General features: G+C 74.6%; 22 protein-coding genes. 11 read left to right on the top strand and 11 right to left on the bottom strand.

Annotated features, from left to right (window positions below; genetic code table 11):
- Positions 1–180 precede the first annotated feature (180 nt).
- The 3 genes from IH54_RS42045 to IH54_RS0130145 all read right to left on the bottom strand — a co-directional run bounded on the left by IH54_RS42045 (position 181) and on the right by IH54_RS0130145 (position 2,254).
- On the bottom strand, positions 181–1,116 hold the full coding sequence (locus tag IH54_RS42045) for a hypothetical protein (protein WP_052398040.1): 936 nt from the start codon (positions 1,114–1,116) through the stop codon (positions 181–183).
- Positions 1,117–1,119: 3 nt separating this feature from the next.
- The gene (locus IH54_RS0130150) at positions 1,120–1,716 is read right to left on the bottom strand and encodes an RNA polymerase sigma factor (protein WP_420711808.1); all 597 of its coding nucleotides are present in this window, start codon (positions 1,714–1,716) and stop codon (positions 1,120–1,122) included.
- 109 nt (positions 1,717–1,825) lie between these two features.
- A complete protein-coding gene (locus tag IH54_RS0130145) occupies positions 1,826–2,254 on the bottom strand; it encodes a hypothetical protein (RefSeq protein ID WP_052398039.1) in 429 nt (142 codons plus the stop codon).
- Between the two features lie 310 nt (positions 2,255–2,564).
- On the opposite strand from IH54_RS0130145, the gene IH54_RS0130140 reads away from it, so the two are divergent.
- Entirely contained in the window at positions 2,565–3,668 is a 1,104-nt protein-coding gene (locus IH54_RS0130140; RefSeq protein WP_031522881.1) for a hypothetical protein, read from the top strand.
- A gap of 101 nt (positions 3,669–3,769) precedes the next feature.
- On the opposite strand, the gene IH54_RS0130135 is transcribed toward IH54_RS0130140, so the two are convergent.
- On the bottom strand, positions 3,770–4,732 hold the full coding sequence (locus IH54_RS0130135) for a zinc-binding dehydrogenase (protein ID WP_031522879.1): 963 nt from the start codon (positions 4,730–4,732) through the stop codon (positions 3,770–3,772).
- Between the two features lie 121 nt (positions 4,733–4,853).
- On the opposite strand from IH54_RS0130135, the gene IH54_RS0130130 reads away from it, so the two are divergent.
- Positions 4,854–5,477, top strand: coding sequence for a TetR/AcrR family transcriptional regulator (locus tag IH54_RS0130130; protein WP_031522877.1), 624 nt, complete (start codon positions 4,854–4,856; stop codon positions 5,475–5,477).
- A 134-nt stretch (positions 5,478–5,611) separates the two neighbouring features.
- Here IH54_RS0130130 and IH54_RS45810 read toward each other — a convergent pair whose 3' ends face one another.
- Entirely contained in the window at positions 5,612–5,776 is a 165-nt protein-coding gene (locus IH54_RS45810; RefSeq protein WP_159012165.1) for a hypothetical protein, read from the bottom strand.
- 123 nt (positions 5,777–5,899) lie between these two features.
- On the opposite strand from IH54_RS45810, the gene IH54_RS0130120 reads away from it, so the two are divergent.
- The 3 genes from IH54_RS0130120 (at position 5,900) to IH54_RS0130110 (ending at position 8,679) form a co-directional block, all read left to right on the top strand.
- Positions 5,900–6,688 (top strand): SDR family NAD(P)-dependent oxidoreductase, encoded by a 789-nt coding sequence (locus IH54_RS0130120; RefSeq protein ID WP_031522875.1) that lies wholly within the window; start codon positions 5,900–5,902, stop codon positions 6,686–6,688.
- Between the two features lie 160 nt (positions 6,689–6,848).
- Positions 6,849–8,042: an eCIS core domain-containing protein gene (locus tag IH54_RS42570; protein WP_063762404.1), complete on the top strand. Its 1,194-nt coding sequence runs from the start codon at positions 6,849–6,851 to the stop codon at positions 8,040–8,042.
- A gap of 25 nt (positions 8,043–8,067) precedes the next feature.
- Complete coding sequence (locus IH54_RS0130110; RefSeq protein ID WP_052398038.1) at positions 8,068–8,679, top strand: hypothetical protein; 612 nt, start codon at positions 8,068–8,070, stop codon at positions 8,677–8,679.
- Between the two features lie 18 nt (positions 8,680–8,697).
- Here IH54_RS0130110 and IH54_RS0130105 read toward each other — a convergent pair whose 3' ends face one another.
- Together IH54_RS0130105 and IH54_RS0130100 are read right to left on the bottom strand one after the other, a co-directional pair.
- The gene (locus IH54_RS0130105) at positions 8,698–9,681 is read right to left on the bottom strand and encodes an MBL fold metallo-hydrolase (RefSeq protein WP_031522869.1); all 984 of its coding nucleotides are present in this window, start codon (positions 9,679–9,681) and stop codon (positions 8,698–8,700) included.
- A gap of 83 nt (positions 9,682–9,764) precedes the next feature.
- A complete protein-coding gene (locus IH54_RS0130100) occupies positions 9,765–10,685 on the bottom strand; it encodes a serine hydrolase (RefSeq protein ID WP_052398037.1) in 921 nt (306 codons plus the stop codon).
- Between the two features lie 58 nt (positions 10,686–10,743).
- On the opposite strand from IH54_RS0130100, the gene IH54_RS0130095 reads away from it, so the two are divergent.
- A complete protein-coding gene (locus IH54_RS0130095) occupies positions 10,744–11,721 on the top strand; it encodes a LysR substrate-binding domain-containing protein (RefSeq protein WP_031522864.1) in 978 nt (325 codons plus the stop codon).
- Between the two features lie 129 nt (positions 11,722–11,850).
- Here IH54_RS0130095 and IH54_RS40435 read toward each other — a convergent pair whose 3' ends face one another.
- On the bottom strand, positions 11,851–12,669 hold the full coding sequence (locus tag IH54_RS40435; RefSeq protein ID WP_052398036.1) for a DUF2785 domain-containing protein: 819 nt from the start codon (positions 12,667–12,669) through the stop codon (positions 11,851–11,853).
- A gap of 148 nt (positions 12,670–12,817) precedes the next feature.
- A complete protein-coding gene (locus IH54_RS0130085) occupies positions 12,818–13,222 on the bottom strand; it encodes a hypothetical protein (RefSeq protein ID WP_031522859.1) in 405 nt (134 codons plus the stop codon).
- A 233-nt stretch (positions 13,223–13,455) separates the two neighbouring features.
- Here IH54_RS0130085 and IH54_RS40430 point away from each other — a divergent pair, with 233 nt between their 5' ends.
- From IH54_RS40430 to IH54_RS42035, 5 genes are all read left to right on the top strand, one after another.
- On the top strand, positions 13,456–13,881 hold the full coding sequence (locus IH54_RS40430; RefSeq protein ID WP_052398035.1) for a CU044_2847 family protein: 426 nt from the start codon (positions 13,456–13,458) through the stop codon (positions 13,879–13,881).
- Positions 13,871–16,084 carry a trypsin-like peptidase domain-containing protein gene (locus tag IH54_RS0130075; protein ID WP_159012162.1) on the top strand — a complete coding sequence of 738 codons (2,214 nt, stop codon included), beginning with the start codon at positions 13,871–13,873 and terminating at the stop codon, positions 16,082–16,084. Before IH54_RS40430 ends, IH54_RS0130075 begins: the two co-directional genes overlap by 11 nt.
- Before the next feature lie 74 nt (positions 16,085–16,158).
- Positions 16,159–17,064 carry an AAA family ATPase gene (locus IH54_RS0130070; RefSeq protein ID WP_078862640.1) on the top strand — a complete coding sequence of 302 codons (906 nt, stop codon included), beginning with the start codon at positions 16,159–16,161 and terminating at the stop codon, positions 17,062–17,064.
- A complete protein-coding gene (locus IH54_RS42040) occupies positions 17,061–21,449 on the top strand; it encodes a WD40 repeat domain-containing protein (protein WP_052398034.1) in 4,389 nt (1,462 codons plus the stop codon). Before IH54_RS0130070 ends, IH54_RS42040 begins: the two co-directional genes overlap by 4 nt.
- The gene (locus IH54_RS42035) at positions 21,437–21,952 is read left to right on the top strand and encodes a WD40 repeat domain-containing protein (protein ID WP_199923490.1); all 516 of its coding nucleotides are present in this window, start codon (positions 21,437–21,439) and stop codon (positions 21,950–21,952) included. Before IH54_RS42040 ends, IH54_RS42035 begins: the two co-directional genes overlap by 13 nt.
- Positions 21,953–21,973: 21 nt before the next feature.
- Here the strand turns inward: IH54_RS42035 and IH54_RS0130060 are convergent, their stop codons facing one another.
- Together IH54_RS0130060 and IH54_RS0130055 are read right to left on the bottom strand one after the other, a co-directional pair.
- On the bottom strand, positions 21,974–22,900 hold the full coding sequence (locus IH54_RS0130060; protein WP_031522850.1) for an NAD(P)/FAD-dependent oxidoreductase: 927 nt from the start codon (positions 22,898–22,900) through the stop codon (positions 21,974–21,976).
- 551 nt (positions 22,901–23,451) lie between these two features.
- Positions 23,452–25,608: a serine/threonine-protein kinase gene (locus IH54_RS0130055; protein ID WP_031522848.1), complete on the bottom strand. Its 2,157-nt coding sequence runs from the start codon at positions 25,606–25,608 to the stop codon at positions 23,452–23,454.
- Between the last annotated feature and the right edge of the window lie 178 nt (positions 25,609–25,786).

Here is a 25,786-nt window from a genome sequence, read left to right as displayed (position 1 = left end):
GCGTGTCGGGCTCGCGCTCGCGATCGGGCGGGTCCTTCACACGGGCGGCCCTGCTCCGTCTTCCGTCTTCCGCCTTCCGCCTTCCGCGCGGACGGTTCGCCTCGCCGGTGCCGAGCCGCAGCCGACCGCCCCGCCTTCCGCGCGGACGGTTCCTGCCCTGCTGCCGGCGAGCGGCCGGGCTCATCCCTTCCGGGCCGCGCCCGGGGTGGCGTGGCTGGAGCCCTTGGGCGGGGCGGACGTCCGGCCGGTGTGCGGCTCGGCGCTCTTCCCCGCGCTCCCCCCGGCGTGACCGTGCGCGGAACCGGGGGCCGGGGTGTCCGCCAGGGCGGCGCAGTACGCGTCCACGCCCGCGGCGCCGCCCGCCGCCTCGGCGAGCCGCTCGGCCACCGCCCCCTCGGGAGTCCGCCCGTCGCGCTCGGCCTTGGTGTACGCGACGCACAGCCCCCGCAGGCCCGCGTCGCCGGGGACGCTCGATGAGGGGGACACCGTTCCCGGCGCCTGCCGGGAGGTGCTCGGGCGCGCCGCGGGTGCGCCGGACCCGGGCGGCTTCCCCGTACCGCCCGTGGCGGGGGCCGGGACGGAGGGGCCGTGCGGGGTGCCTCCGCGGTGGAAGGGGTGCGGGAGGCCGCCGCTCCCGGCGGCGACGGCCACCCCGCCGAGGGCCGAGGCGACCAGGGCGGCGCCCACCAGCACCCGGAACCGGCGGGATCCGGCCGCCGCACGCCACCCCCGGCCGCGCGGCTCCGGAGCCGGCTCCGGCTCCGGCTCCGGCTCCGGCTCCGGCACCAGCACAGGCACGGGCACAGGCACCGAGCCCCGGCCCGGTGCCCCACCCGCCGCGCGGCGGAAGGCAGCCAGCGCCGCGGCCTCGTCCTGCGGCCTGCCCGGCGGCAGCGCGCGCGCCGCGGCGAGCAGGCCGGCCAGCTCGGCGGCCCGCGGGCCGGCCCCGGCCACGTCCTCGCCGTCCAGCAGCCGTTCGGCGACATCCCGCCGCAGTCGCAGTCGCAGTCGCAGTCGGAGTCGCAGCCGCGGCTGCCGCCGCCCGCCGCGTCCCCGCCGCGTGCCGTCGTCCTGGGCGCCGACCGCGTGCCGGTCCTGCTCTCGGCTCTCGCTCATCCCTTACTTCTCCTCAGCGCCTCTCAGGCGCTCCGACAGACGCATCAGACCGCGGTAGGAGGCCGTGCGCACCGCGCCGGGGCGCTTGCCCAGGACCTCGGCCGCCATCGGGCCGCCCAGGCCCATCACCACCCGCAGCAGCACCGCCTCGGCTTGGTCCCTGGGCAGTTCCGCGATCAGGGAGAGGGCCCGCGCGGTGGCGAGGTTCTCCAGGGCCGCGCCCTCCGAGTCGGGCACGGCGGCGCGCTCCGCGAGGCTTTCCGCCGTGCCCTCGTCGAGAGCCGTGGTGCGCGGGCGGACGCGACCGCGCCGCAGGTGGTCCAGCGCCCGGTGCCGGGCGATCGTCGCGGTCCAGCCCCGGAAGGACTCGCCGCCGCCGCGGAAGGCGCCGACGTCGCGGACGATGTCGTGCCAGGTCTCCGAGGCGACGTCGTCCGCGTCGGCCCCGACGAGGCCGCGCAGGTAGCCGAGCAGCATGGGATGGACTTCCCGGTAGACGACGCCGAAGGCGGCCTCGTCCCCGTCACGGGCCCGGGCGACCGCCTCGCCCAGCTCCGTGTCGCCCATCCGCGAGTGCCGGTGCGGTCTCGCCTCGCCCACCACGTCCTCTTCGCGCTCGCCTGCACCGCGTCCCCCGCCGGGCGGGCGTACGGCCGCTGCCCGTACGCGCGTCCGGCCGGTGGTCCGGCGGATCCCGTACCGGACCCTGTCACATCCGCGCCCCGCCCACCACGGCGAGGTAGAACAACCGCAGGCTGTCCGCCGGACCGTTGTCGTACCGCTTGACGGCCTTGCCGAGCGGGTTCCACACCTGTCCGTCGGCGGTGCGGACGCCGAACGGCTGCCCGAAGACGTCCTGTTGGGACAGGTCGAAATCCACCCACAGCGCGCCCGCGGCCCGGTGCAGGACCTCGCCGGTGTACGCCCCGAAGCGGGTCAGCGCGGGGGTGACCGCGTCGGCGGGCGGGTGCTCGCGGCGGATGCCGTCGATGATCCGGTCCACCAGGGCCAGGCTCCGCGGCGAGTAGTCGAGCCGCAGCCCGGCCCCCTCCCGCGCCATGGCCACGACGTCCGCGGCGAGCCGCGGGCCCAGCCTGTGGGCCGGGATGTTGCCCGTCGTGCCCGAGACGTGCTGCATCGTGTCGCGCCTCCCTCTCGCCGGACTGCCGACCGCGGACCCCACGGCCGCGCACCCCACGACGGCGGACCGCACGGCCGCGCACCGCCGGTCGCGGACCCCTACGACCGCGCACGGCACGATCGCGGACGGCACGGCTGCCGGTCGCACGGCTGCAGAACCGAAGGCGCGGCGGCCCCCGGAAACATCACACCGCCGGGCCCGCAGGGCGGTTTGTGGAGGTATGTATGCCTCGTTGACAAGGTTCAGACCAATCCGCCACCGTGTGCCGCCCCTTCACGGAGAACCACCTGATCGCCAGGAGGCGTTCATGCGTGTGCTGTTCGGCAGAGTGAAGTCCTTCGCGGCGGCAGCCGCACTCGTGGCGGCCGCCGCGGCCGTGCCCGCCGCCACCCCCTCCGCGGCGGCCACCGGCACGCCGCCCCAGGTCTACGGAGCCTGGCACTGCAGCGACGACGCCTGCACCTGGGCGACCGTCCGCGACATGGCCGGCTTCGACCGGGCCAACCACTGGCTGATCGACCGCGGCGACGGCCGCCCCTCGGTCAACCTCGTGGTGCTCAGCTTCGTCAACCCGCTCACCCTGCTCGACGGCACCACGGACAGCGGCAACGCGGGCGGAGTGCCGGTCGGCATGAACCAGGCCGTGGTCGACTACTTCACCGCCCACGGCATCCGCGTGATGCTCTCCATCGGCGGCATCACCTACACCGACGACTGGAACACCGCCCTCGCCCAGAACCCCACGCTGCTCGGCCAGAAGGCCGCCGCGCTCGCCTCGCGGCTCGGCGTGGGCATCGAGATCGACTACGAGCAGAGCTCCGGGCCGAACGTCACCGGACTGCAGGCGTTCATCGACGCCTACCGGGCCGCGCACCCCTACGACGCCTCCGGCGCCGACCCGACGGCCCGGCTGACCATCGACGTTGCCGCCGGCGACCGCTGGCTCATCGCCCTCGACCAGTACGCCACCGCCAACTGGCTCACCACCACCAAGCCGGTCCTGGACTACGCCAACGCCATGGTGCCCAGCAAGCAGCCCTCCGCGAGCGGCGCCGAGTCGAACTGGCAGGAGCACCTGGACGGCAAGTCCAACTACAGCCCGCCGATCCCGCCGCTCGCCCCGGCGAAGTTCACCGGCAGCCTCTACATCGCCGAGGGCTCCCAGGTCCGGCCGGAGTGCACCGACTTCCCGTCGTCGGTGACGAACGCGACAAGCTCCTGGACCCGGACCGCCGCCCCGGCCGGGGCGGGCACCACCACCGGCATGCTCGGCTACATGTTCTGGGCCGCCGAGCGCCCCTCCACCCGCGGCGTGACCACCGCGCCGCCCAACTCCTGCGAAGGCGGCGTCGGCACGGGCGCCACCACGTTCGACATCCCGCTCCCGATGCCCGCCCTCCGGCAGAACTGAGCGACCGGGACCCCGCACCCCCCGCCCCGTACCCGTGCTCAGCGGGCAGCGGGCAGCGGGCAGGGGGCAGGGGCAGGGGCAGGGGGCCGCGGGGCCAGGGGTCACGGGGTCAGGACCAGCCTGCCGAACACCGTGCCCGCGTCCATCGCGCGGTGCGCCGCCGCTGCCTGGTCCAGCGGCAGCACGTCGTGGACGACGGGGAGCAGTTCCCCGCGTACGGCGTCGGCGAAGTGGGCGGAGCGTACGGTCTGCCGCTCGGCGGCGGGGACGCTGTCGGAGCTGAAGGTGGCGAAGGACAGCGACTTGCGGAAGGCGCCCATCAGGCGCGTTCCGAAGTCCGCCGGCGGCGGGCCGCCGACCACGCCGACGGAGACGAAGCGTCCGTTGGGGTTCAGCCGGTCCAGGAAGAGGGGGAGCCGGGATCCGCCCACGACGTCGACGACGGCGTCGAAGCCCGCCGGCGCGTCCGGACCGCCCTCGCCGGAGCGGTCCAGCACATGGGTGGCGCCCAGCTCCCGCAGCCGGGCGCCGCGCTCCACCGACGAGGCGGTGACCGCCACCGCCGCGGCACCCCCTGCGGCCGCGAGCTGGACGGCCATGACGCCGATCCCGCCGGCCGCGCCGCGTACGAGCACCCGCGCGCCGGGCCCGGAACGCGCACGCTGCAGCGCGAAGTGGGCGACCACGCCGCAACTGCCCAGCGTGACCGCGTCGATGACGGTCAGGCCGTCGGGCAGCGGGAGGACGTCCTCGACGGCGGCGACGGCATGCTCGGCGTACCCGCCAGACAGGCCGGTGAACGCCCACACCCGCCGTCCCGTCCACGAGGCGTCGACGCCCTCGCCCACCGCGGTGACGCGTCCCGCGACCTCGCTGCCGAGCAGATGGCCCTCCCGGAAGCCGTGGTCGGCGAGCGTTCCCCGGCGGATGACGGCGTCCACACCGCCCACCCCGATCGCCTCCGCGGCGATCCGCACCTGCCCCGGACCGGGTACGGGCACGGGAAGGTCGACCACCTCCAGACCCGCTGGGTCCCCGAATGTCCTGACGGCTATGGCTTTCACTGGTCCCTGGGCTCCTTGCTCGGACGGATGGGGTGCCGGTGCGAGCGCGGCGTGCGCACGCGGCCGTACCGCTGTCGGAACGTAACCGGCGGGTGCGTCCGGCTGGCTAAACTGAGAGGGCATGACAGCCCATCTGCCTCACGTGCCGCGCTCGGACGCCCGTGACAACCGCGCCCGCATCCTGGCCGCCGCGCGCACGGTGTTCGCCGAAGCGGGGCTCGGCGCGCCCGTGCGGGAGGTCGCCCGGCACGCGGAGGTCGGCCCCGCCACGCTGTACCGGCACTTCCCGACCAAGCGGGAGCTGGTCATGGCGGCCTTCGCCGACCAGCGGCAGGTGTGCCGGGCCGTGGTCCACGACGCCCTCGCCGATCCGGACCCGTGGCGCGGATTCCGGAGCGTGATCGTGCGGATCTGCGAACTCCACGCCCGCAGCCGGGGGTTCGCCGACGCCTTCATGGCCGCGTACCCCGAGGCCATGGACTTCGCCGCGGACCGGGAGCGAACCCTGCGCGCGGTCGGCGAGTTGACCCGCCGCGCCCAGCGGGCGGGCCGGCTCCGCCCCGACTTCGTCCTCGACGACCTGATCCTGATGCTCATGGCGCACCGCGGCGCCCAGGACGCACCCCCCGCCGCCCGCCTCGCGGCCTCCCGCCGCTTCGCCGCCTACGTGATCGAGGCCTTCCGCACGGTGCCGCCCCCGGCCGCTCCCTCACCACTCCCGCGGGCCCCTCGACTCGGCGCATGACCCTCCGGGGGTGCGCCCCGGAACTGCCGGCGACGCATCCGCGCGGCCTCAGCCGTCGGCCGCGACGAGGAGGGTGATCCGGCGGGCCGGCCGGTCGGCGAGGACGATGTCGTGGAAGCGCCGTGCACGCCTCCTCAGTCGTGGAATTCCGCCTTGCCCAGCTCGCGCGGCGCGCCCGCCTTGCCCAGCTCGCGCGGCGCGCCCGCCTTGCCCAGCTCGCGCGGCTGGCAGACGCGTTCCGCCGCGGAAAGGGCGGCGAATACGTCACGCTCCAGATCGGCGGCGAGTCCCGTGCGCATCCTCCGGACCGAGCCGGGCCCGGAGGATGCGCGTGCCGTGCCCGGCGCCGGGCCGGGCGGAGGGCCGTCCCTCCGCCGGTGTCCTGTTGCGGCGCGGCGGCGTCGCGGGGAGGCTGTCGAACCATGGACGCACCGCGTGGGACGCTGCACGGCAGGACCGCCGTCGTGACCGGGGCGAGCAAGGGCATCGGGCTGGCGGTCGCCACCGCCCTGGCGGGGGCCGGCGCTCGGGTGGTCGCCGGGTCGCGTACCCGCACTCCCGAGCTGGACGCGCTGGTCGAGGCGGGCGGGGTGACCTGGGTGGAGGTCGACCTCGGCCGGCCGCAGGACGCCGTGCGGCTCGCCGAGGCGGCGGGCGGCGAGGTGTACGCCCTGGTCAACAACGTGGGGGTGGCCCCGGTACGTACCGGGGGCTTCCTGTCCGTGACGGACGAGGACTGGCAGCGCTCGCTCGATCTCAACCTGCTGAGCGCGGTACGGGTCACCCGGGCGGTGCTGCCCGCGATGCTGCGGGCCGGGGACGGCGCCGTCGTCACCGTGGCGTCCGTCAACGCGCGGCTCCCCGACCCGCTGGTCATCGACTACAGCGCGGGCAAGGCCGCGCTCGCCGCCTTCTGCAAGGCGCTCTCCAAGGAGGTCGGCCCGCGGGGGGTGCGGGTCAACACGGTGAGCCCGGGACCGGTGGAAACCGACCTGTGGCTGGGGAAGGGCGGTGTCGCGGCCACCGTCTCGCAGGACACCGGCCACTCGCCCGACGACGTGGTCGCCGAAACCGCCGCGGGGATCCCCACAGGCCGCTTCACCCGCCCGGAGGAGGTCGCCGGCCTCGTCCTCCACCTCCTCGGGGACCAGGCACGGAACATCTCCGGAAGCGACCTCACGATCGACGGCGGCCTCGTCCCCACCTGGTGACCCGCCGGTCCGCCCGCGGATCGGCGCCGGACATCCGCGGAAGGGCGCGACGGCTGCCCCGACACTGCCCCTCCGGTCCTTGCCCCTGGCCCGCGGAACGTCGTAAACCGGCAATGGCACGCCGCGACCCCGGTCCGGGCCGCCAGTCCAGGAGGTGGATGTGCACGCGCACGAGCAGCGATCGCAGGGCAGGTCCGAGCGTCGTGAACACAGCCGGCCGGACGCGCGGCAGCCGGCCGCGGCGCCGCGCCCGCGGTCGGTCGGTGCGCTCCAGCGCGCCATCGGCAACGCCGCCGTCGTACGGCTTCTCGGGCGGCAGGAGCAGGCGGAGCAGCCCGTGCAGGCCGTACAGCCCGTGCAGCGCGCGGCGGTGCAGCAAGCGCAGCAGATACAGCAAGCGCACCAGGTGCACCAGGTGCTGCGGTCGCCGGGCCGGCCGCTGGCCGAGGACGTGCGCTCGGAGATGGAGGCGCGGCTGAGCGCCGACTTCAGCGGCGTGCGGATCCACGAGGGCGCCGCCGCGGCGCGCTCGGCCGCCGGGATCAGCGCCCGCGCGTACACCTCCGGCGAGCACATCGTGCTGGGCCGCGGCGGCGGCGACAAGCACACGCTGGCCCACGAGCTCACGCACGTCATCCAGCAGCGCTCGGGGACGGTGGCCGGGACCGACCACGGCGACGGGCTGTCCGTCAGCGACCCCGGCGACCGCTTCGAGCGCGCCGCCGAGGCGAACGCCGGCCGGGTGCTGAGCCGGGCGGTGCCCCGGACCGTACGCCCGGCGGCCCCGCAAGCCCGGTCCGCCGCACCCGGGCCCGCGGTGCAGCGCGCCTTCACGGGGAAGCCGTACGTCAACTACGGCGGGGTGAACGGGAACGGCGTCGGCACCTCGATGCACGCCGAGCTGTGGCCGGGGCAGCTCGGCAAGGGCTCCAAGCCGAGCGTCCAGCCGTCGTGGTGGCCGACCGGGAGCGGGGCGACCGCCCAGTGGTTCAGCAACTTCATGGTGCAGGGGCACCTGCTCAACGAGCAGGTCGGCGGCCCCGGCAACACGATGAGCAACCTGACCCCGCTCTGCAAGTCCGCGAACTCCGCGCACCACGCGAAGGTCGAGAAGAGCGTCAAGGCCGAGGTGCTGACCAACGGCAACGTGGTCGAGTACGCCGTGACGGCCGACTACAGCACCCACCCCGCGGGCGCGGACTTCGCCCCGCTGCCGACCGCGGTGGAGAACGACATCGACACCAACTACTCCGCCAAGCTCGCCGGCTCGATCGAGGCCGAGTACACCGTCTACGACACCGCGGGCACGGAACTGTACGGCGACGCCTGGCAGATCGAGAACAACCGCCTCTAGCCGGCGCCCCGAGAAGGAGACGTACGTGAGGACCCTCCGCGCCCGGCTGGACGCGATGATCGACGACCTGGAGCGCAACCCCCGCGTCCGGCTCGTGGCGGCCGACGTCGCACCGCCGACCCCGCCCGCCGACATCGATCTCGCCCTCCGCCTGGCCGGCGGCCGCCTCCCGGACGGCGTCGAGGACTTCTACCGCGAGGTCGGGGCGGTGCGCCTGACATGGCGGCACACCGTCCCCGAACTCCTCCACGGCGACCTCTCGGACCAGGGCCTGGTGAACGTCCGCCCGCTGACCGAGGTCTTCGGCGACTGGCAGGGCGTCACCTGGCACTCGGCGGAGGACCGCGAATACCGCGACGTGAAGCCCTTCGACATGTTCGTCCCCGAGGCCTGCGCCGCGTTCGTCCCGCCCCGCGACTCCGTCCACTACCACTACTTCGGCGAGGAGCTGTACGACACCGGCTACGCCTTCGACGCGTACCTGGAGCGGATGCTCGCCTCCCGGGGCTTCTGGTACTGGCCGCAGACGCTCTGCCGGGAGCTGCAGGAGAGCACCGAGGTCGCCGCCTTCCGCCGTGCGATGCCGGTGGTCTTCCCGGACTACGACGACGCGCTCTTCCGTCCGGCCGGAGGCTGAGGCGGCCCGGGCCGGACGTCAGCCGAAGCGGTACGGCGTCAGGTACGCGGGCAGCACCACGCCCGACCGGGGGGCGGTCGCGTGCACCTGGCCGAGGAAGGCGTCCCAGTCGACCGCCGGGTCGCGCTGCGGGGGCTCGGTCAGGGGGGTCTCGAAGTTGTCCCAGTGGACGGGGACGAGGACGCGCGGGTTGCCCAGTGCCGCCAGCAGGCGCGGGACGTAGTCGCGGGTCGAGGTGCTGGTCGGCGGGGCGATCATCGCCACGTCGGGGCGCAGGCCGGTCGTGTCGCGCTCGCTGAAGTCGCTGGCGCCCATGAAGAACGCGGAGGGGCCGCCGTCGAAGCTGACGTGGAAGGCGAGGGTGTCGCCCTCCGGGAGGTCCGCGATCGTCTCGGGGCGCGGCGGGACCGCGGTGCCGTGGAGGGTGCCGGGGGCGAAGTAGCCGTGGGCGCCGTTCCTGCTGTGGCGGGCGGAGACGACCTGCACCGCGTAGCCGCCGAAGTCGAGGACCTCGCCGCCCCTGACGACGATGATCCGGGCCGGGTCGACGCCGTACGCCCTGAGCAGGTGGTACGTCGTCTCCGTGCCGACGATCTGCGCGGTCGTCGATGCGGCGATGAAGGGGACGTCGTTGAAGTGGTCCCAGTGGCTGTGGGTGACCAGGACCAGTTCCGGATGCCCGATGTGCTCGGTGACCAGGTCCTCGTCGGTGGTGAGCGGCGTGGCCGCGCGGAACGGCTTGGTGAACAGGCCGGTGGGGAAACGGGTCAGGTACGGGTCGACCAGCAGGGTCCGTGCGCCGGTGTCGACACGCCAGCCGCTGGTGCCGAACCAGCGGAAGGTGACGCCGTCCGCGGTGGCGTCCGCGGGCCCGGCGGCCGGGGCGGCGGCCGTCGCGGGGGCGGCCGCCGCGACCGTTCCCGCGCCCGCCGCCACCGCTCCCGCGGCGGCTCCCTTGAGCAGCCGCCGCCGGGGGAATCCTGGATTTCTCGTCGCGCTCATGGGAGGAGCACAGCACCGGCCACCGCGCCGTGTCCAAGACCGATCACCCTCCGCTGTGATATCCGCGGCGGTATCAGGCCCGGTCAGGCGCCCGGTGCGGCTCTGAGGCCCTCCACCGCGACCCGCGCCGCGCGGCCGATCGCCCGGTCGACCGCCACCTGGAAGGGGGCGAGCCCCACCGTCCCGGCGAAGACCGCGACGGCGTAGCGGCCGCCGTCCGGGTAGTGCACGACGCCGGCCTCGATGTGGTGCCCCGGAAGCGTTCCGGTCTTCGCCGCTACCCGCACGTCGTCGGGGAAGCCGGACGCGAGGCGGTGCCGGAAGGCCTGGCGGGACATCAGCTCCCGCACCCAGGCGCACGCGGCCGCGGGTCCCGCCCGGTCCTGCCAGACCAGCCGCAGCAAGGTGGTGACGTCGCGGGCCGTGCCGGAGGTCGTACGCGCCGGGTCCAGCGCCGCGAAGCCGCGGACCCGGCGCGGCTCCAGGCCCGGGTAGAGCTCGGCGAACTCCGCCGCGTCAGCGGCGCCCGCGTCCTCGAACATCGACTCCAGGAGTTCCCGCGGGCCGCCCAGCACGCGTGTGCGGCCCAGGCCGAGTTCGGCGGCGAGCAGCCGTACGGTGTCCGGCCCGACGCGGCGCAGCAGGGCGTCGGCCGCGGTGTTGTCGCTCACCGACATCGTGAAGTACGCGAGGTCCCGCAGCGACATCGTGACGTCGTCCGCGCATCCGGCGACGCCCCAGCCGCCGAGCCGGTCGGCCGCGGTGAGCACGACCCGCTCCCGCGGGTCGATCTGCCCGGCCCCGGCCTGCCGGGCGAACTCCAGCACCAGCAGGATCTTGAACACCGAGGCGAGGACCACCTGTTCGTCGGCGGCCACGCCGACCTCCCGGTCGCTGTGCAGGTCGACGGCGTGCAGCCGGACCGTGGCACCTGCCTCGGCGAACACCCGGGTGACGCGCTCCTCGACCGTGTCCCGGGCGGTGCGCTCCCCGACCGTGTCCATTCCCCGCACCTCCGGCTCCGTTTCCCGCATCCCTCGGATGATCACATAAGCTCGCGGGGTGGACCTCCTCCGCCACCTGCGGCTGTTCGTTGTCGTCGCCGAGGAACTGCACTTCAGCCGCGCCGCCGACATCATCGGCATGGCCCAGCCCCCGCTCAGCCAGTCCATCCGCCGGCTGGAGAGGCATCTGGGCGCGGAGCTGTTCGACCGGTCACGCCGGCACGTCCGCCTCACGCCCGCGGGCGTGGTCCTGCTGGCGGAGTCCCGGCGGCTCCTCGCCGCCGAGCAGCATTTGCGTACGGCCGTGGCCGGCGCCGGGGAGCCGGACACCCTGCGGGTGGGCGTGCCGCCGCAGACGTCCGCCGCCGCGCTGCACGCACTCCTGACCGCCGGGGCCCGCGAGCTTCCCGGGCTGCTCGTCGAGCCGCGCGAGGGGGACGAGGCGGAGCAGCTGCGGCTGCTGCGGTCCGGCGACCTCGACGTCGGCCTGCTCCACCACCCGCTGGGCGCCGCGGACGACCTCGTCGCCGGCCCGGCGGCCGCGGGGGACTGGGGCGTCGTCCTGCACCGAGCCTCGGCGCAGGCCCGGCGCCCGGAGGTGGACCTGGCGGAGCTGTCCGGCCACGACCTCGTCCTCTTCCCGCGGCCGTCGGCCCCCGGCTGGTACGACGAGATCCTCGCCGTCTGCCGCGCCGCCGGTTTCACCCCGGCGGCGATCCGGCACGCGGGGACGCCCGAATTCCTGCTCGGCCTGGTCGCGTCGGGGCACGGGGTCGCCTTCGGCGACGGGCGCACCGCGGCCAAGGAGCCGCGGACGGCGTGGCGGCCACTGGCCGGCCGGCCGCTGCGCCCGCGGATGTCCGCCGTCTGGCCCCGCCGGAAGGCGCACCCGGCCGCGTCCGCCTTCGCCCGCACCGCCGCGCGCGCCCTCTCCGGCAGCGGGGCGGCCGACCCGCCCCGCCCGTCCGCCCCGGACGGCGCCGGAGGCCCGCGGCCCTGGTCGGTGGTCTTCGACGGTGCCCGTCACGGCGGGTGATCGCGGAGGAGGCTGCGGAACCCGGCTCGACGATCACCGCGACCGCGACCGTGGGCTCGGACCGCTGGACGGGCGGCCGGTGCGTAACACTCCTGCTGACGATCACGTCGCCGGGAGCGAAGGGCTGCCTCAGCCCAGCCAGCGGTACGGCAGCCGGAGGATCCCGGTGACGCGTGCGGCCACTTCCCCGGCATGCGGCGGGATTCCGCCCTCGGCCAGGCCCTGGCTCAGGTGGAGGTGCAAGGACTGCAGCGTGGCGAAGGTGTTGAAGGCCCACGGCGGGACGGCGCCGGGGCCGCTGTCGGTGAACGCCGCGGCCACCACGTCGAGCCAGCCTGTCGCCTCCTCGGCGGTGAGACCGGGAGCGAGCAGGATGCGGGTGATCGCCGCCGCCAGCCGTGCGTCCTCCAGTTGGACGTAGCGCCAGTCGGTGGCCCGCGCCGTCATGCGGCGGGCGCACAGCTCCAGCAGGGCGGTGCGGCGGTCGGGCAGCGCCGTCGCGAAGGCCGCGGCCGCGTCCGCTCCGTGGGCGACGGCGTGCAACCAGCCCATGCGGTCGTCCCAGCCGCGGGTGTCCCGCTCGTGCGGGTACCAGGCGGCGAACTCCGCGTACCAGCGGACCACGGCCGCTTCCGGCACGGCGCCCGGCACCTGCCCGCTCCGGGCCAGCACGCACTTGAGGACCAGGGGCGCGAACGTGCGGGCCTGGACCTCGGGATGGGCGAAGCGCTCAGCGGCGGTGTCGCCCATGGCGGCCAGCACGTCGTCGAGATGCCCCGCGCGTATCCAGGCGGCAGCGGCCGTGTAGGCGTGCTCGTCGCGCACCCGGGGGTCGGGGGAGACGAGCATCGCCGCCAGCTCGTCGCTGATCCGGGGCGCCGCCACCCCGGTCGGGAACGCGAAGTTCCCTGCTGCGACGGCGGTCCAGTCCACGAGGTTGCTGCGCATCCCGGCAGCTTTCCACGCGGCACCCCCCGCGCCAAGGCTTCCCGGGTCCCTGCCGGCCGAAGGCCGCGAGGCTGCCGTCCGCCCCGCGCATCCTGGCGCGACCGGCTCCGGAGCGGCGGCGAGGACGTGGCGAGTGCGTGGCGGGGACTCAGCCTTCGCGCCATCTGCGGCCCGGCGTGCTGTGCACACCGCGCCAGTTCGGGAGGCTGTAGCGGGTGACCAGGGCCCACGCGGTGCGGGTGGCGTCCTCCACCCAGGCGTGGCCGGCGGCCGGGACCCCGTCGATCCCGCGCAGGCTGCGCGTGATCTGCTCCACGGTGATGTACCGGTTGCCGCGGCCGAGGTATTTCAGGACGTACACCGCGAGGTAGTCCACGTCCTGCGGGTACGCCTGGCCGCTGAGGACCGGCTTGAGCCTGAGACTCAGTTTGCCGGCGATGTCGACCCCGTTGACCTCCCAGAACGTGTCGTCGTCCGGGTCCGGGAGGATGTCGAGGAGGTCCACCAGATGGGCGAGGTCGGCGTCGTCGGCGAGGGTGACGGGGTCCTGCACGAGGGCTACCTCCACGCGGATCGGGGCCTGGGCACGGTGGCAGGGCCCGCTGCCGGCCGCCCGGGAAGGCGACTGTGCAGCCGATCTTCGGGGGTGCCGGGTGGATACACCTTCGGTCCTGCGCGGACTGCCTGGTTTTCGGCCGCCAAATGGCCGAGAACCCTTCTGCGGCCGGCAGCGCCCGATCGCCGAACTTCCTCTTGCCGGGATCCGTTTGCGGGCACACTGGCGGAGTGGAGGACTTCATCGAATTCGTCTTCGCCGACGGGACGGCGGTGGCGTTACAGGCGTTCGCTCCCCTGCGGTCGTCCCGGGCCGACCACGACGGCGGCCACACTCCGGGCTTCGGTGACTCCCGGCCGGTTTCCGCGGGCCGCCGCGTGTCGGTCGCGGCCGAGAGCGCGCTGCGCACGCTGCTCGCTCCGCTTGCGCCGCTGCTGCAGCAGGTCCACGACAGCGTCAGCGCGGTCCCCGACGTGCCGTCCGAAGTGTCGGTGAGCTTCGGGGTGCGGGTGAGCAACGACCTCAAGCTGGGCATCGTCGGAGCCGGGGGCGAGGCGACGATGACGGTGACCGTCAACTGGAAGCCGGGCCAGGGAACCGGGACGGCCGGGGATGCTCCGAGAAGCGCCGCCGGGGCCGGTGAACATGAACCCTAGGGCGCGCCCCTGGCTGCGGACCGACCCCTCCGAGGCGAGCACGGTATGGCACTCCTTCGCCTCTGTCCTCGACACGTCGTCCACGTCGACGTCCGTGGCCGGCGCCGGCGTGTACGTCGGTGACGGGCTCGTCCTCACCTGCGCCCACGTGGTGAACGACGCCCTCGGCGACGAGCCGTTCACCCCCGAGCCCCCACGGGACGCGCTCGTGTCCGTCGCCTTTCCGGGACTCGGCGAGCCGCGCGACTCGCTCACCGCCCGGGTGTCCGCCTGGATACCCGCCCAGCACCCGGCACCCGAGGCGCGCCCGGCGCTGCCCGGCGACAGGGTCTGGACCGGCGATCTGGCCTTGCTGCGGCTCCAGAGCGCCCCGCCCCCGCTGCTGCGGCCGGTCCGCTGGATGCCGATGGCCGAGCGGCAGTCGGTACGGGCCTGGCACGGCAACGGGGAGCAGTTCACCTTCGCCAACGGGGCGGTGAAGCTGTACGACGGCCCGGTCTCGTACATCGACGGCCCGCTCGAAGGCGCGGCTGTCGGTCCCGGCTACAGCGGCGGCCCGCTCTGGTGCGCGGAGCAGGACGCCGTGGTCGGCCTGGTCCTCGGGATCATCGAGCCTCCCCCCGGCGGCTTCGCGTCCTCGCACGTCGTACGGCGGTTTCTGGCGGTGCCCTGGCAGTCCGTCAGGAGCTTCCTGCCCGAGATCGCTCCGCGCTCCCACCCGGGCCGCTCGCCGCACCGGCCACGGTCCGCCGGGTATTCCCCGGCGCTGCACGCCTTCAACCGCCTCGTCGCCGACGTGTTCCGGGACCCCGGCAGACGTGCCGAACAGGCGCCGCGGCTGGCCGACGAGCTGGAACTGGACGTCGACACCGATGTCCTGGTGGGTGTCGACGAGCTCGCGGAGATCCTGGCCACCGTCCCACGGGCACTGGCCGTCCTGTGCGAGGGGCTCGCGGTCGACCGTCCCGACAGCGCGAGCCGGCTGATGTCGGCAGGGCTCGCCGCAGGGGCGTCCGGCCTGCTGTCGGTGAGCGAACGCCGCTGGCTGCTCGACGTCCTGCCCGAAAGCGCCGCGGCGCGCCTGGAGGAGGCGGCCAGATCGGCGATGCCGCACGCCACGCTCACCAGCCATCTGCCGCCCGAGTACCGCAACGCCCCCGAAGAGGAGCGCCTGCGCCAGCTTGTCGACGTCCTGGAGGAGTTCCGGAGCGACGGCGCCGCTGTTGTGGAGGGCACGCCCCGGGTGCCCGCCGTCCTGCGGGCGGTGGAGTACCTGGCGGCCCTGTGCGGTGAACCGGCTGCCGGCGGTATGCGGGAGTGGTCGGACGCCGTCGCCGTCCGCCTCGGCGTGGCGCGGTCGGCCCTCGGGGAACGCCGGGAGGACGCCCGGGTCTGGGCACTGCGCGAGAGTGCCACCGCCGAACCGCAGCCGCGGCTGACCGTCGCGCTGGAGCCCGTCACGGCCACCGGCTACCGCTGCGTCATCTGGTACACCTCGGGGCGCAGGGACGAGACCGCCTGGCAGGTGCTGGCCGACGACGACACCCGTACCCCGGAGGAGATCACCCGGCTGCTCCACGCGATCCTCATCCGGCAAGGCGCCGTCGCGCTGCCCGGAAAAGTGCCCGTGGTGGAGTTCCTGCTCGACTCCAACGACCTCGACGAACCGGTCGACACCTGGGACAACAACGCCGCCGACGGAGAGGACCCGGTGGTGCTGGGCGCCGCATACACCGTCATCCTGCGGTGTCCGCGCCTGCGCGAGGACATCGGCCAGCGGCGCAGCTGGCAGTCCCGCTGGGAGAACCTGGACAGCGGCGGCCTGCTGCACCTGACCGAGGAGTACACCACCTCGCTCCAGGTCTACGGCGCACTGCAGGCCGACCTGAACGCCTCCCGCGTCATCCTCGCGTGCGCCCCCCGGCACCGCGCGGCGCTGCGGGCGGCCTGCATGAAGTACGGCATCCCCGTGGTGCTGTGGGACCGCGGCGCCATCGCCGCCGGGCGCGGGGACCCGCTGGTCGCCCTCATGCTGGGCGGCTCCGCCCGGGGCCTGCCGCACCGCGTCCGCACCCACCGGGCCCGCGCCCTGGCCCAACCCCGGCGTGACGCACCGCAGCCGGCGCTGGTGTGGGACGACGCCACCGCTCTTCCCCCGACGTCGCGCTGGAGCGACCCGATCGAGCAGGAGCAGATCCGGTGAACCCGACCGACGACGCGCGCCCCGTCCACCAGTGGCGGCTCTTCCTCGGCGACGGGCAGCCCCGCCGGATCACCATGCCCGAACCCCCGCCGTGGCGCCGCTTCGGCCAGGAGAGCAGCACCGGCGCGGACGGCGCGGACGTGGAGCCGCCCCGCCCCTACCTCATCGACCAGCCGCAGATCGACGTCGTCAACGCCGCGCTGCACCTGCGGCGCCCGGTACTGGTGACAGGCCACCCCGGCTCCGGGAAGTCGTCGCTCGCCTACGCCATCGCCCACGAACTGTCCCTGGGCAAGGTCTTGCACTGGCCGGTCAACAGCCGCTCGATGCTGTCCGACGCGCTGTACCAGTACGACGCGGTGGGCCGGCTGCGGGAGAGCACGCTCAGCCGCGACGGCAGCGGGCCGGAGCCGGACATCGGCGACTTCATCCGGCTGGGGCCGCTGGGCACCGCCCTCGTCCCGCGCGACCTGCCGCGGGTCCTGCTCATCGACGAACTGGACAAGGGCGACATCGACCTGCCCAACGACCTGCTGACGGTCTTCGAGCGCGGCGAATTCGAGATCCCCGAGCTCTCCCGTCTGACCCGCGAGCGGGACGTCGTGGAGGTGCACACCGCCGGGAGCGACGTCCCGGTCCCGGTCCGCGGCGGCATGGTCCGCTGTACGGAGTTCCCCGTCGTGCTGATCACCAGCAACGGCGAACGCGACTTTCCGCCGGCCTTCCTGCGACGCTGCCTGCGCCTGAACCTCCCCGACCCGAGCGAGCAGCGGCTGCGCGACATCCTGGCCGCGCACCTGGGAGCCGACGCCCCGGCCAGGGTCGACGAGCTCGTCCGCGCCTTCCTCGCCCGCAGGGCGCCCGACGAACTCGCGACCGACCAGCTGATGAACGCCGCCTTCCTGCGGCTGGGCGGCGTGGACACCGACGCGGAAGGACTGCTGGAGGCGCTCTTCCATCAGCTGGGCGGCACGGTGTGACCTCGCCCGAGCCGCTGACGCACGTCCTGCGCGGCCTGCGCGGGCTCGCCGACGACGCCACGGTCGAGGAGCTGCTGGACGTCGTCTGGCTCGCCGAACGCCTCCCGGCCGGCGGGCAGTCACTCCCCGCACGGACCGCACGGGCCGACGGCGACGCGCATCCGCACGACGCGGGAGCCGGCGCGGCGCCCCCCGTGACCTCGCAGCCCGACCCCTCCGCCGCGCCCGGGCCCGCCCAACCGGCCGCCAAGGTCGGCGGGTTCTACGCGTCGCCCGGCCCCGCCCCCGACCCGCCGGGTGACGGCGCACCGGTCACGCCCCCACCGGCGGACGGCGGCCCCGACCCGGCCCCCGCCGACGCCCCCGCGCTGCCGGCGGCCCGCGCGCTGCCCGTCCGTCTGCCCCGCCCCCGGGCCCTGCCACCGTTCCTGGCCGTCGCCCGTGCGATGCGGCCCCTCAAGCGCTACCGGGCCGATCCGCGGCGCACCGACATCGACGTCGCCGCCACCGTCACGCAGATCGCGGCGACCGGCGTCCCCGACGTCGTCGTCCGGCCCCGCCCCGAACGGTGGCTGGACCTGGCGCTGGTCATCGACGACAGCCCTTCCATGGTGCTGTGGCAGCAGATGTGCGGCGAGCTGCGCCGGCTGCTGGAGCGGCTGGGCGCCTTCAGGCAGATCAGGGTCGTGGCGCTGCGGGCCGGGACGGGAGCGGCCCCGATGCTCGCCGGCCGGCCCTTCGGCGGGCCGCAGCGCCTCCTGCCGCCGAACACGCTCGCCGATGCCTCGGGGCGCACCATGGTCCTGGTCGTCTCCGACGGCGTCGGCCCGCACTGGCGCTCCGCCGCCATGGAACCGGTGCTCCGCTCGTGGGCGGCTCTCGGGCCCACCGCGATCATGCACGCCCTGCCGCCGCGCATGTGGCCCGGTTCCGGCGTGGCCGGCCGCCGCTGGGCGGTCCGGATCCCACGGGCGGGGGCCGCCAACGCCACCTGGCAGGTGCGCGACCTGGTCCTGCCGCCCGAGCTGAGCCCCTTCGACGGAGCCCCCGTCCCGGTCCTGCACCCCGCCGCCGCCACGCTCGTCCGCTGGGCGCAAGCGGTCGCGTCGGACGGCAGCGAACTCGCCCTGCCGCTGTGGCAGCCGGCGCCGTCCCGGAACGAGCCCTCCGCGCCGCCCGCCGCCCCCGCCACGTCCGCCTCCGCCGTGGGGCGCTTCCGCGCCACGGTCTCGCCCGAGGCCTACCGGCTGGCCGCCCACCTCGCGGCGCTGTCCCCGACCACCGTCCCCGTCATGCGGCTCCTCGCCGAAGCCGTGCCGTGGCGGGCGGACGCCGCACATCTCGCCGAGGTCTTCCTCAGCGGAATCCTGCGCCCGGTACCGGCGCCGGTCCAGGACGCCACCGGGGCGTCCGGCCGGCGGGCCCCCGCGGGTCAGCAGCTCTACGCCTTCGCCGACGGCGTCGGCGACATCCTGCTGGACGCGGCCCCGACCGCGCACATCGTCGAAACGATGGGGAGGGTGTCCGAACGCATCGCCGAATTGGCCGGCCACCACCCGGACTTCCCCGCCTGGCTCCGATGGGAGGGCGGCACCGACACACTTCCCGAGCACGCCCGTGAATTCGCCTGGCTCGGCCCCACCATGCTCAGCCGGCTCGGTCTCACCGACACGCCCGACCTCGCGTGGGCGCCGGAATCAGGATCGGGGGCAGACGATCCGGAAACCGGCGCGGAGCCGGCCGCGGCCCGCGATTCGGGACGGATTCCCGTCCCGCCGTGGTCGCGGCCCGGTGCCGGGCAGGACGGGCCGCTGCCGCGGCCGCCGCAGTCCGTACCGGAGTGGGTGGTGGACCGCGACGAGGCGGACGCGGTGGTGTCCGCGGTCTGCCGGCGTACGCGGCAGGTGGTGGGCGTGCACGGTGCCATGGGCTTCGGGAAGACGGTGCTGGCCGAGACGGTCCGGGCGCGCCCGCGGGTGCGCAGGCACTTCGGGGGCCGGATCCACCGGATCGTGCTGGGCCCGAACGTCCGCAGCCCGGCCGCCGTCGCGGCCAAGGTGGCCGAGGCCGCGCAGTTCATCACGGGGGACGCGAAATCGTTCGGCGATCCGCAGTCGGCCGGTGCGTATCTGGGACGGGTGCTGGACGCGCGGCCCCCGGTGCTGCTGATCCTGGACGACGTCTGGTTCCGCGAGCAGCTCGAACCCTTCCTGGTCGACGGCAAGGGCTGTGTGCGGCTGGTGACCACCCGGACCCCGGATCTGCTCCCCGGCGACGCTCCGCGAATCCCGGTCGGCCCGATGTCCGAGCAGCAGGCGAGGCGTCTGCTGACCTGGCAGCTGCCTGCGTGGCCGGACGAGGCCACCGAGGGGCTGCTGCGCGCGACCGGGCGGTGGCCGCTGCTGCTGCGTCTGGTCCACCAGACGCTCGCCGGACTGCTGGCCGCCGGCGCCGACCCCGCGTCAGCCGCCGCCGGCCTCCTGGAACGGATGCGGCGGCACGCGCCTGCCACCGCCGACTCCCGCGCGGAGGTCGACCTGAGGGACCCGCTCCAGCGCAGCACCGCGGTCCGGGCGGCCGTCGAGACCGCCGCACAGCTCCTGCCCCCCGGCGGTGACGAACGCTTCGGCGAACTGGGCGTCTTCGCCGAGGACGAGAGCATCCCCGTCAGCCTCGTCGCCGAGCTGTGGCAGTCCACCGGCTCACTCACCGCGCAGGATTCCAGGAGACTGTGCGCCGACCTGGCCTGGGCCTCCCTGCTGGCCCCGGAACCCGACCCGCAGGCCGGCGGGCAGATCCGGCTGCACGACGTCATCCGCGACGATCTGCGCGCCCGCCTCGGCGAGACCCGACTGCGGCAGACCAACGCCGTCCTGGTCGACGCCGCCGCGGCCGGTCTGCCCCCGGCGCCACCGCAGCCCGGCACCGATCCCGCCGTGGGGCGGGCGTGGTGGCAGATGCCGGACGGCTACCTGGCCGACCACCTCGTCACCCACCTCCTGGACGCCGGCCGCCCGGTACAGGCCGAAGCCGTCGCCACCGACCTGCGCTGGATCGCCTGGCGCCTGCACACCCGCGGCACCACCGCGCCGTGGGCCGACCTGACCGCCATCGAAACCCCCACCGCCCGCGCCGCCGCGCACGCCTTCACCTCCGCCGCCCATCTGCTCACCCCGACCGTCCCCGGGCACGCCCTCACCGCCGTCCTGTACTCCCGCCTGGGTGCATACGCCCCCTGGCAGGTCGTCAGCCGCTCCTGGCGCTCCCCGCACCCCGCTCTCCGCAACAGGTGGCCGCTTCCCGACCTCCCCGACCCCGCTCTGCGCCGCACCCTGACCGGCAACACCGGCCCGGTGACCGCGGTGGCGGTCTCGCCGGACGGCTCGTGGCTGGCCACGGCCGGCAACGACGAGACGGTGCGGATCTGGGACACGGCCACGGGCGCCGTCGTGCGCACGCTGACCGGCCACACCGACTGGGTGACCGCGGTGGCGGTCTCACCCGACAGCTCCTGGCTGGCCACCACCAGCAACGACCGGACGGTGCGGATCTGGGACAGGGCCACCGGCGCCCTCACCCGCACGCTGACCGGCCACACCGACCCGGTGAACGCGGTGGCGGTCTCGCCGGACGGCTCGTGGCTGGCCACCACCAGCAACGACGAGACGGTGCGGATCTGGGACGCCGCCACGGGCGCTGCCGTGCGCACGCTGACCGGCCACAGCGGTCCGGTGCGTGCGGTGGCGGTCTCGCCGGACGGCTCGTGGCTGGTGACCACCAGCCATGACGGCACGGTCCGGATCCGGGACACGGCCACGGGCGCTGTCGTGCGCGAGCTGACCGGCCACAGTGGTCCGGTGCGTGCGGTGGCGGTCTCGCCGGACGGCTCGTGGCTGGCCACGGCCAGTGACGACGGGACGGTGCGGATCTGGGACGCCGCTACCGGCGCTGTCGTGCGCACGCTGACCGGCCACAGCGGTCCGGTGCGTGCGGTGGGGATTTCGCCGGACGGCTCGTGGCTGGCCACGACCGGCAACGACCGGTCGGTGCGGATCGCGGTGGCGGTCTCGCCGGACGGCTCGTGGCTGGCCACCACCAGCCACGACGGGACGGTGCGGATCTGGGACGCCGCCATCGGCCGTACGACCGTCACGGCCACCGGCCACACCGGCCCGGTGACGGCGGTCGCGGCCTCGCCGGACGGCTCGTGGCTGGCCACGGCCGGCGACGACGGGACGGTGCGGATCTGGGACGCGGCGGGCGGTGGGGTGGTGCGCACGTTGACCGGCCACAGTGGTCCGGTGCGTGCGGTGGGGATTTCGCCGGACGGCTCGTGGCTGGCCGGATCTGGGACGCGGCGGGCGGTGGGGCAGTGCGTACGTTGACCGGCCACACCGACTGGGTGACGGCGGTGGCGGTCTCGCCGGACGGCTCGTGGCTGGTGACCACCGGCGACGACCGGTCGGTGCGGATCTGGGACACGGCCACGGGCGCTGCCGTGCGCACGTTGACCGGCCACAGTGGTCCGGTGCGTGCGGTGGGGATTTCGCCGGACGGCTCGTGGCTGGCCACGGCCGGCGACGACGGGACGGTGCGGATCTGGGACACGGCCGCCGACGCCGTGCCCCGCACGCTGACCGGCCACAGCGGTCCGGTGCGTGCGGTGGCGATTTCGCCGGACGGCTCGTGGCTGGCCACGGCCGGCAACGACCGGACGGTGCGGATCTGGGACACGGCCACCGGGCTCCCGGCAACGCAGATGCGCGTTGACGGAGCGCTGCTGTCCTGCTGCTGGTTGCCCGACGGCACCGGCGTGGCTACCTCGGGGACGGCGGGGGCGTACCTGTTCGCCTTCGCCCCGGGCACCGGCTCGCCGGCACCGGGCTGAGCCCGTTCCCCACCGTCCGCCTCACGGTCCGGTGACGTGCACGGACCCGGAAGGCACGGTGGCGTAGTAGGCCGCGAGCACGGCCTCCGCTCCCGAGCCCTGGCCTGTCGCGATGCGCTGGAACTGGGCTGCCCTCAGGTCGCCGGCGGTTCGGATCCGGGGGTGCTGCTTGCCGGGCGGGCAGTAGCCGTCCTCGCTCAGGGCGAGGCCGTCCAAGGCCGCGGGTTTGCTGCCGAGGTTGCTCAACACCGTTGTGGAGACGTAGGACGTGCGCTCTCCCTGCCGGTCCTTGACCAGCAGACTCCACCCGTCGCCGTCCGGCGCCGGTGACAGGGCCACCTGGGAGACGGGCACGACGCGGACGCGCTCGTCTCCCGAGACTTCACTGATCTTGTAGTCGTCCGCCGGCGGGCAGAGGACGTGCAGCGTCGTCGGAGAGTGCGGGTGCGTGCGGAGCCACGTCCCGAGGGGGCGGTCAGCTCCGAGGACGTAGGTCCGGTCCGTGAGGTCCGCGGGTCCGGTGCGCCACAGCAGCGGGACGGAGGGCTGTTCGGGAGCGCTGATCCAGTCGGCCTCGGGCGGAGCCATGGTCGACACACCGGTGGCGACCACCACCACCTGCGCACTCAGCACGCGTCCGTCGTCGAGTACGAGATCCGCCCGGTCGTCGTAGCCGGTGACGCTCACAGCACGGGCCCGTATGACGGAGCACCGGCCGGCCTGCTGCAGGCGGTCCAGGTCGGAGGCGAGGGCCTCAGCGAGTTGGGGGCCGGTGGTCCAGTTGCCGGAGACGTTCTCCAGCGCCCCGATGGCGTGCAGCTTGCCGCCCACCGAGGCAGCCTCCACCACCGCCGTCCGGAGGTTCAGACTGGCCGCCATCAGCGCGGCCGCCACGCCGGACGGGCCGGCGCCGACTACCAGCACATCTGTCTCGTGTGGTGCGTTCATCCGTGAACTCCCTGCCATCCACTGATTTCGGGACAAGACGATTTCACTCGTGACCAGTTGCTCAGCACCGGTGCTTTGGGCAGCGGGCAGCGCTGCGGCGTCGTGGCAGCGAACTCCGGCGGCCGGGACGGAAGCGCCGGTGGCGATCCGTGGCCGGCATCCGCGGACCTCTTCCCGGGCCGGGCGCTGGACACCGCGCCGCCGGACGGGACGGAAAGCCTGAACGCGATGCGGAGGTACAGGTCTGTTCGGAGCCCTTCCCACCGGCCATGTGTCTCCCTACCTCGCTGGCGATCCTAGAGGTTTCGATGCCGGGCGTCTGCAACCGGACCCGGCGCCACGAGGCAGGCCCCATCCCGGCAACGCGTATCCAGGACCGCCGCTCGCCGCCCGCCGCCGCACCTGCCGACCAGCAGCAGACTGCCGACCCGCAGGTCCTCGACGCACCAGGAACCGATCACGTTCATTCGTTCGCAGGCGGTGACGCTCAGATGTACGCGCTCGGCTCCGCCGACGCGCAGACCCGCGCGGCCCCGCTTCGGGCCGGCGGGTCAGGAAGCAGGCGCGTCCGGGCTCCGGGAGAAGGCCGTGTCGCCGGCCGTCGCCACGATCACGTCCTTGACGAGCTGCACGCTCGGGGGGATGTCCGCTGTCTTGTCCCCGGGGTCGTCCAGGGCGGGGGTGCGCCACACCTCCCGGCCCGTGCGGCTGTCGAGCGCCAGCAACCGGCCGAAGCGGTTGGAGAAGTAGACCCGCCCGTACGCGGCCGACACCGCGGGCGCGGACAGGTTTTCCATGTCCGTGGTCCTCTGCCAGAGCTGTTCGCCGCTGTCCGCCGACACCGCGGTGACCGACCCGTTGGTCCGGACGAAGTAGACGACGCCGTCCACAAGGGTGGCCGTGCCGGCCAGCGGACGTGCGAGCGGTATCCGCTCCACCTGCCCGGAATCCGGGTCAACGCGCAGGACGGCGTTGTACGGCCGCTCGTATCCGGATTCGTACACGGTCTTCGTGGTCTGGGGGGCGAGGAAGACGGGTTGGCCGCGGAAAGCGCCGAGCGCTTCGGCCCCCGTGGGCAGAGTGGCGATCTCCGCCAGGCTGTCGCGGCTGAGCTTCTCCAGGTCGACCGGGCCCTGGCCGGGTTCGGTGCCCGCCGAGCACAGGGCGTAGGGGGCGCCTCCCAGCGCCGCCGCGGTGCAGTACTCGTCCAGCGAGGGCGCTTCCCACAGCTTCTTGCCGGAGGGCCCGTAGGCGGCGAAGGTCGAGTCCGTGGACACGGCCAGCAGCCCGCCGTCGTACAGGACGGCTTCCTGGGTGCCGCTGACGTCGCGCTGCCACCGCTGGTGTCCGGTACGGGCGTCGAGGGCCACCACGCGCCTGGTCCTGTCGTCCGGATCTTCGTACGCGTAGACGATCCCGTCGCGGACGCCGATCGGCCGCGCGTTCTGGGGGCGGGTGCCGCTGCGCCACAGGACGCGGCCGGAGGCGGCGTCGACCCTGGCGACGGTGAAGCCCGTACCACCGCAGTAGAGGGCGGTTCCCTCCGCCACGCATCCGGCGCTTTCGTAGTCCAGCGGGATGCCCTTCACGTCGTACCGCAGGTTCGTGGTCCAGGGCCGCCAGCCGCCGGGCAGCGAGGGGGCCCGGGCAGCGGTGGCGGTGGTTGCGGGGGCGGTGCGGGAGGTGGTGGTGCTGTGCCGGTGCACCACGTAGACGCCTGCCCCGACCAGGAGCCCCGTCACGGCCAAGGCCGCCACGGCGCCGGCGAGCAGCATCCGTGTCCGGCGACGCTTGCCCGAGCCCGGTGCGGCGCTCGCGGAGCCGGCGGCCTCGTCCTGGGGAGTGGGGCGGGGCCGGGGTCGCGCGGAGTCCCTGGCCTGCGGGGGCGCGGTGGCGTCCGATTCCGGTAGCTCCCGGAGGATGCGGTGCAGCTCCCCCAGTTCCAGCCGGTCTGCCGGGTCCTTGGCCAGGCAGCGCTCGACCACGTCCGCGAGCGCTTCGGGCACCCCGCCGAGGTCCGGGGTCTCGTACATCACCTGGTAGCCCGTCATGTACGGGCTGTCGGCGTCGAACGGTCCCGTGCCGACGGCCGCGAACACCAGCAGGGACCCCAGCGAGAACACGTCCGACGCCGGGGTGACATCCCGGGGAGAGGCCAACTGCTCCGGCGACATGAAGGGCGGAGTGCCCATCATCCGCCCGGTCATGGTGAGCTTCTGGCTGTCGGAAACGCGCGAGATGCCGAAGTCGATGACGCGCGGCCCGTCCTCGCACATCAGCACGTTGGCCGGTTTGAGGTCCCGGTGGACCAGGCCCGCCCGGTGGATGTCGCGCAGCGCTTCGGCGAGCCCCAGCCCCAGGTCACGCAGCTCCCGCTGGCTCAACGGGCCCTGCTTCTTCACGACTTCGTCCAGAGTGGGCCCCGGTACGTAGAGCGTCGCCATCCACGGCCGGTCCGCGTCCGGATCGGCGTCCACGACCGGCGCGGTGAAGGCCCCGCTCACCCTGCGCGCAGCAGCGACCTCCTGCCGGAAGCGCGCACGGAACTCCTCCTCCTGGGCATACGGCCCGTGCACGAACTTGACCGCGACCTGCCGTCCCGAAGCGGAGACGCCCAGATAGACGACTCCCATGCCGCCCACCCCGAGTCGGCCGAGAAGGGTGTAGCCACCTACGGACCTCGGGTCCTCGGTGTTCAGGGGCGTCATCGACGATCACCTTTCCCGCGCCTGCCTGCCTCACCGCCATCAGGCTAGGCCCTGCCCCCGCGGCCGCGAACCCGGCTCCGGCGCCTCGCGGGAGGTCCTCCGCCGGTTCATCCGGTCCGTCGAGAAATTCCCGATTCGCCGCTGAGATCGGTGCAAGGGTACGACCAGGCACACAACG

The sequence above is a fragment of the Streptomyces sp. NRRL F-5123 genome (assembly GCF_000721495.1).
In the GTDB taxonomy this organism is placed as follows: Bacteria; Actinomycetota; Actinomycetes; order Streptomycetales; family Streptomycetaceae; genus Actinacidiphila.
The sequence above is the reverse complement of the archived record's forward strand: the minus strand, read 5'-3'. Positions and strand labels throughout refer to the sequence as shown.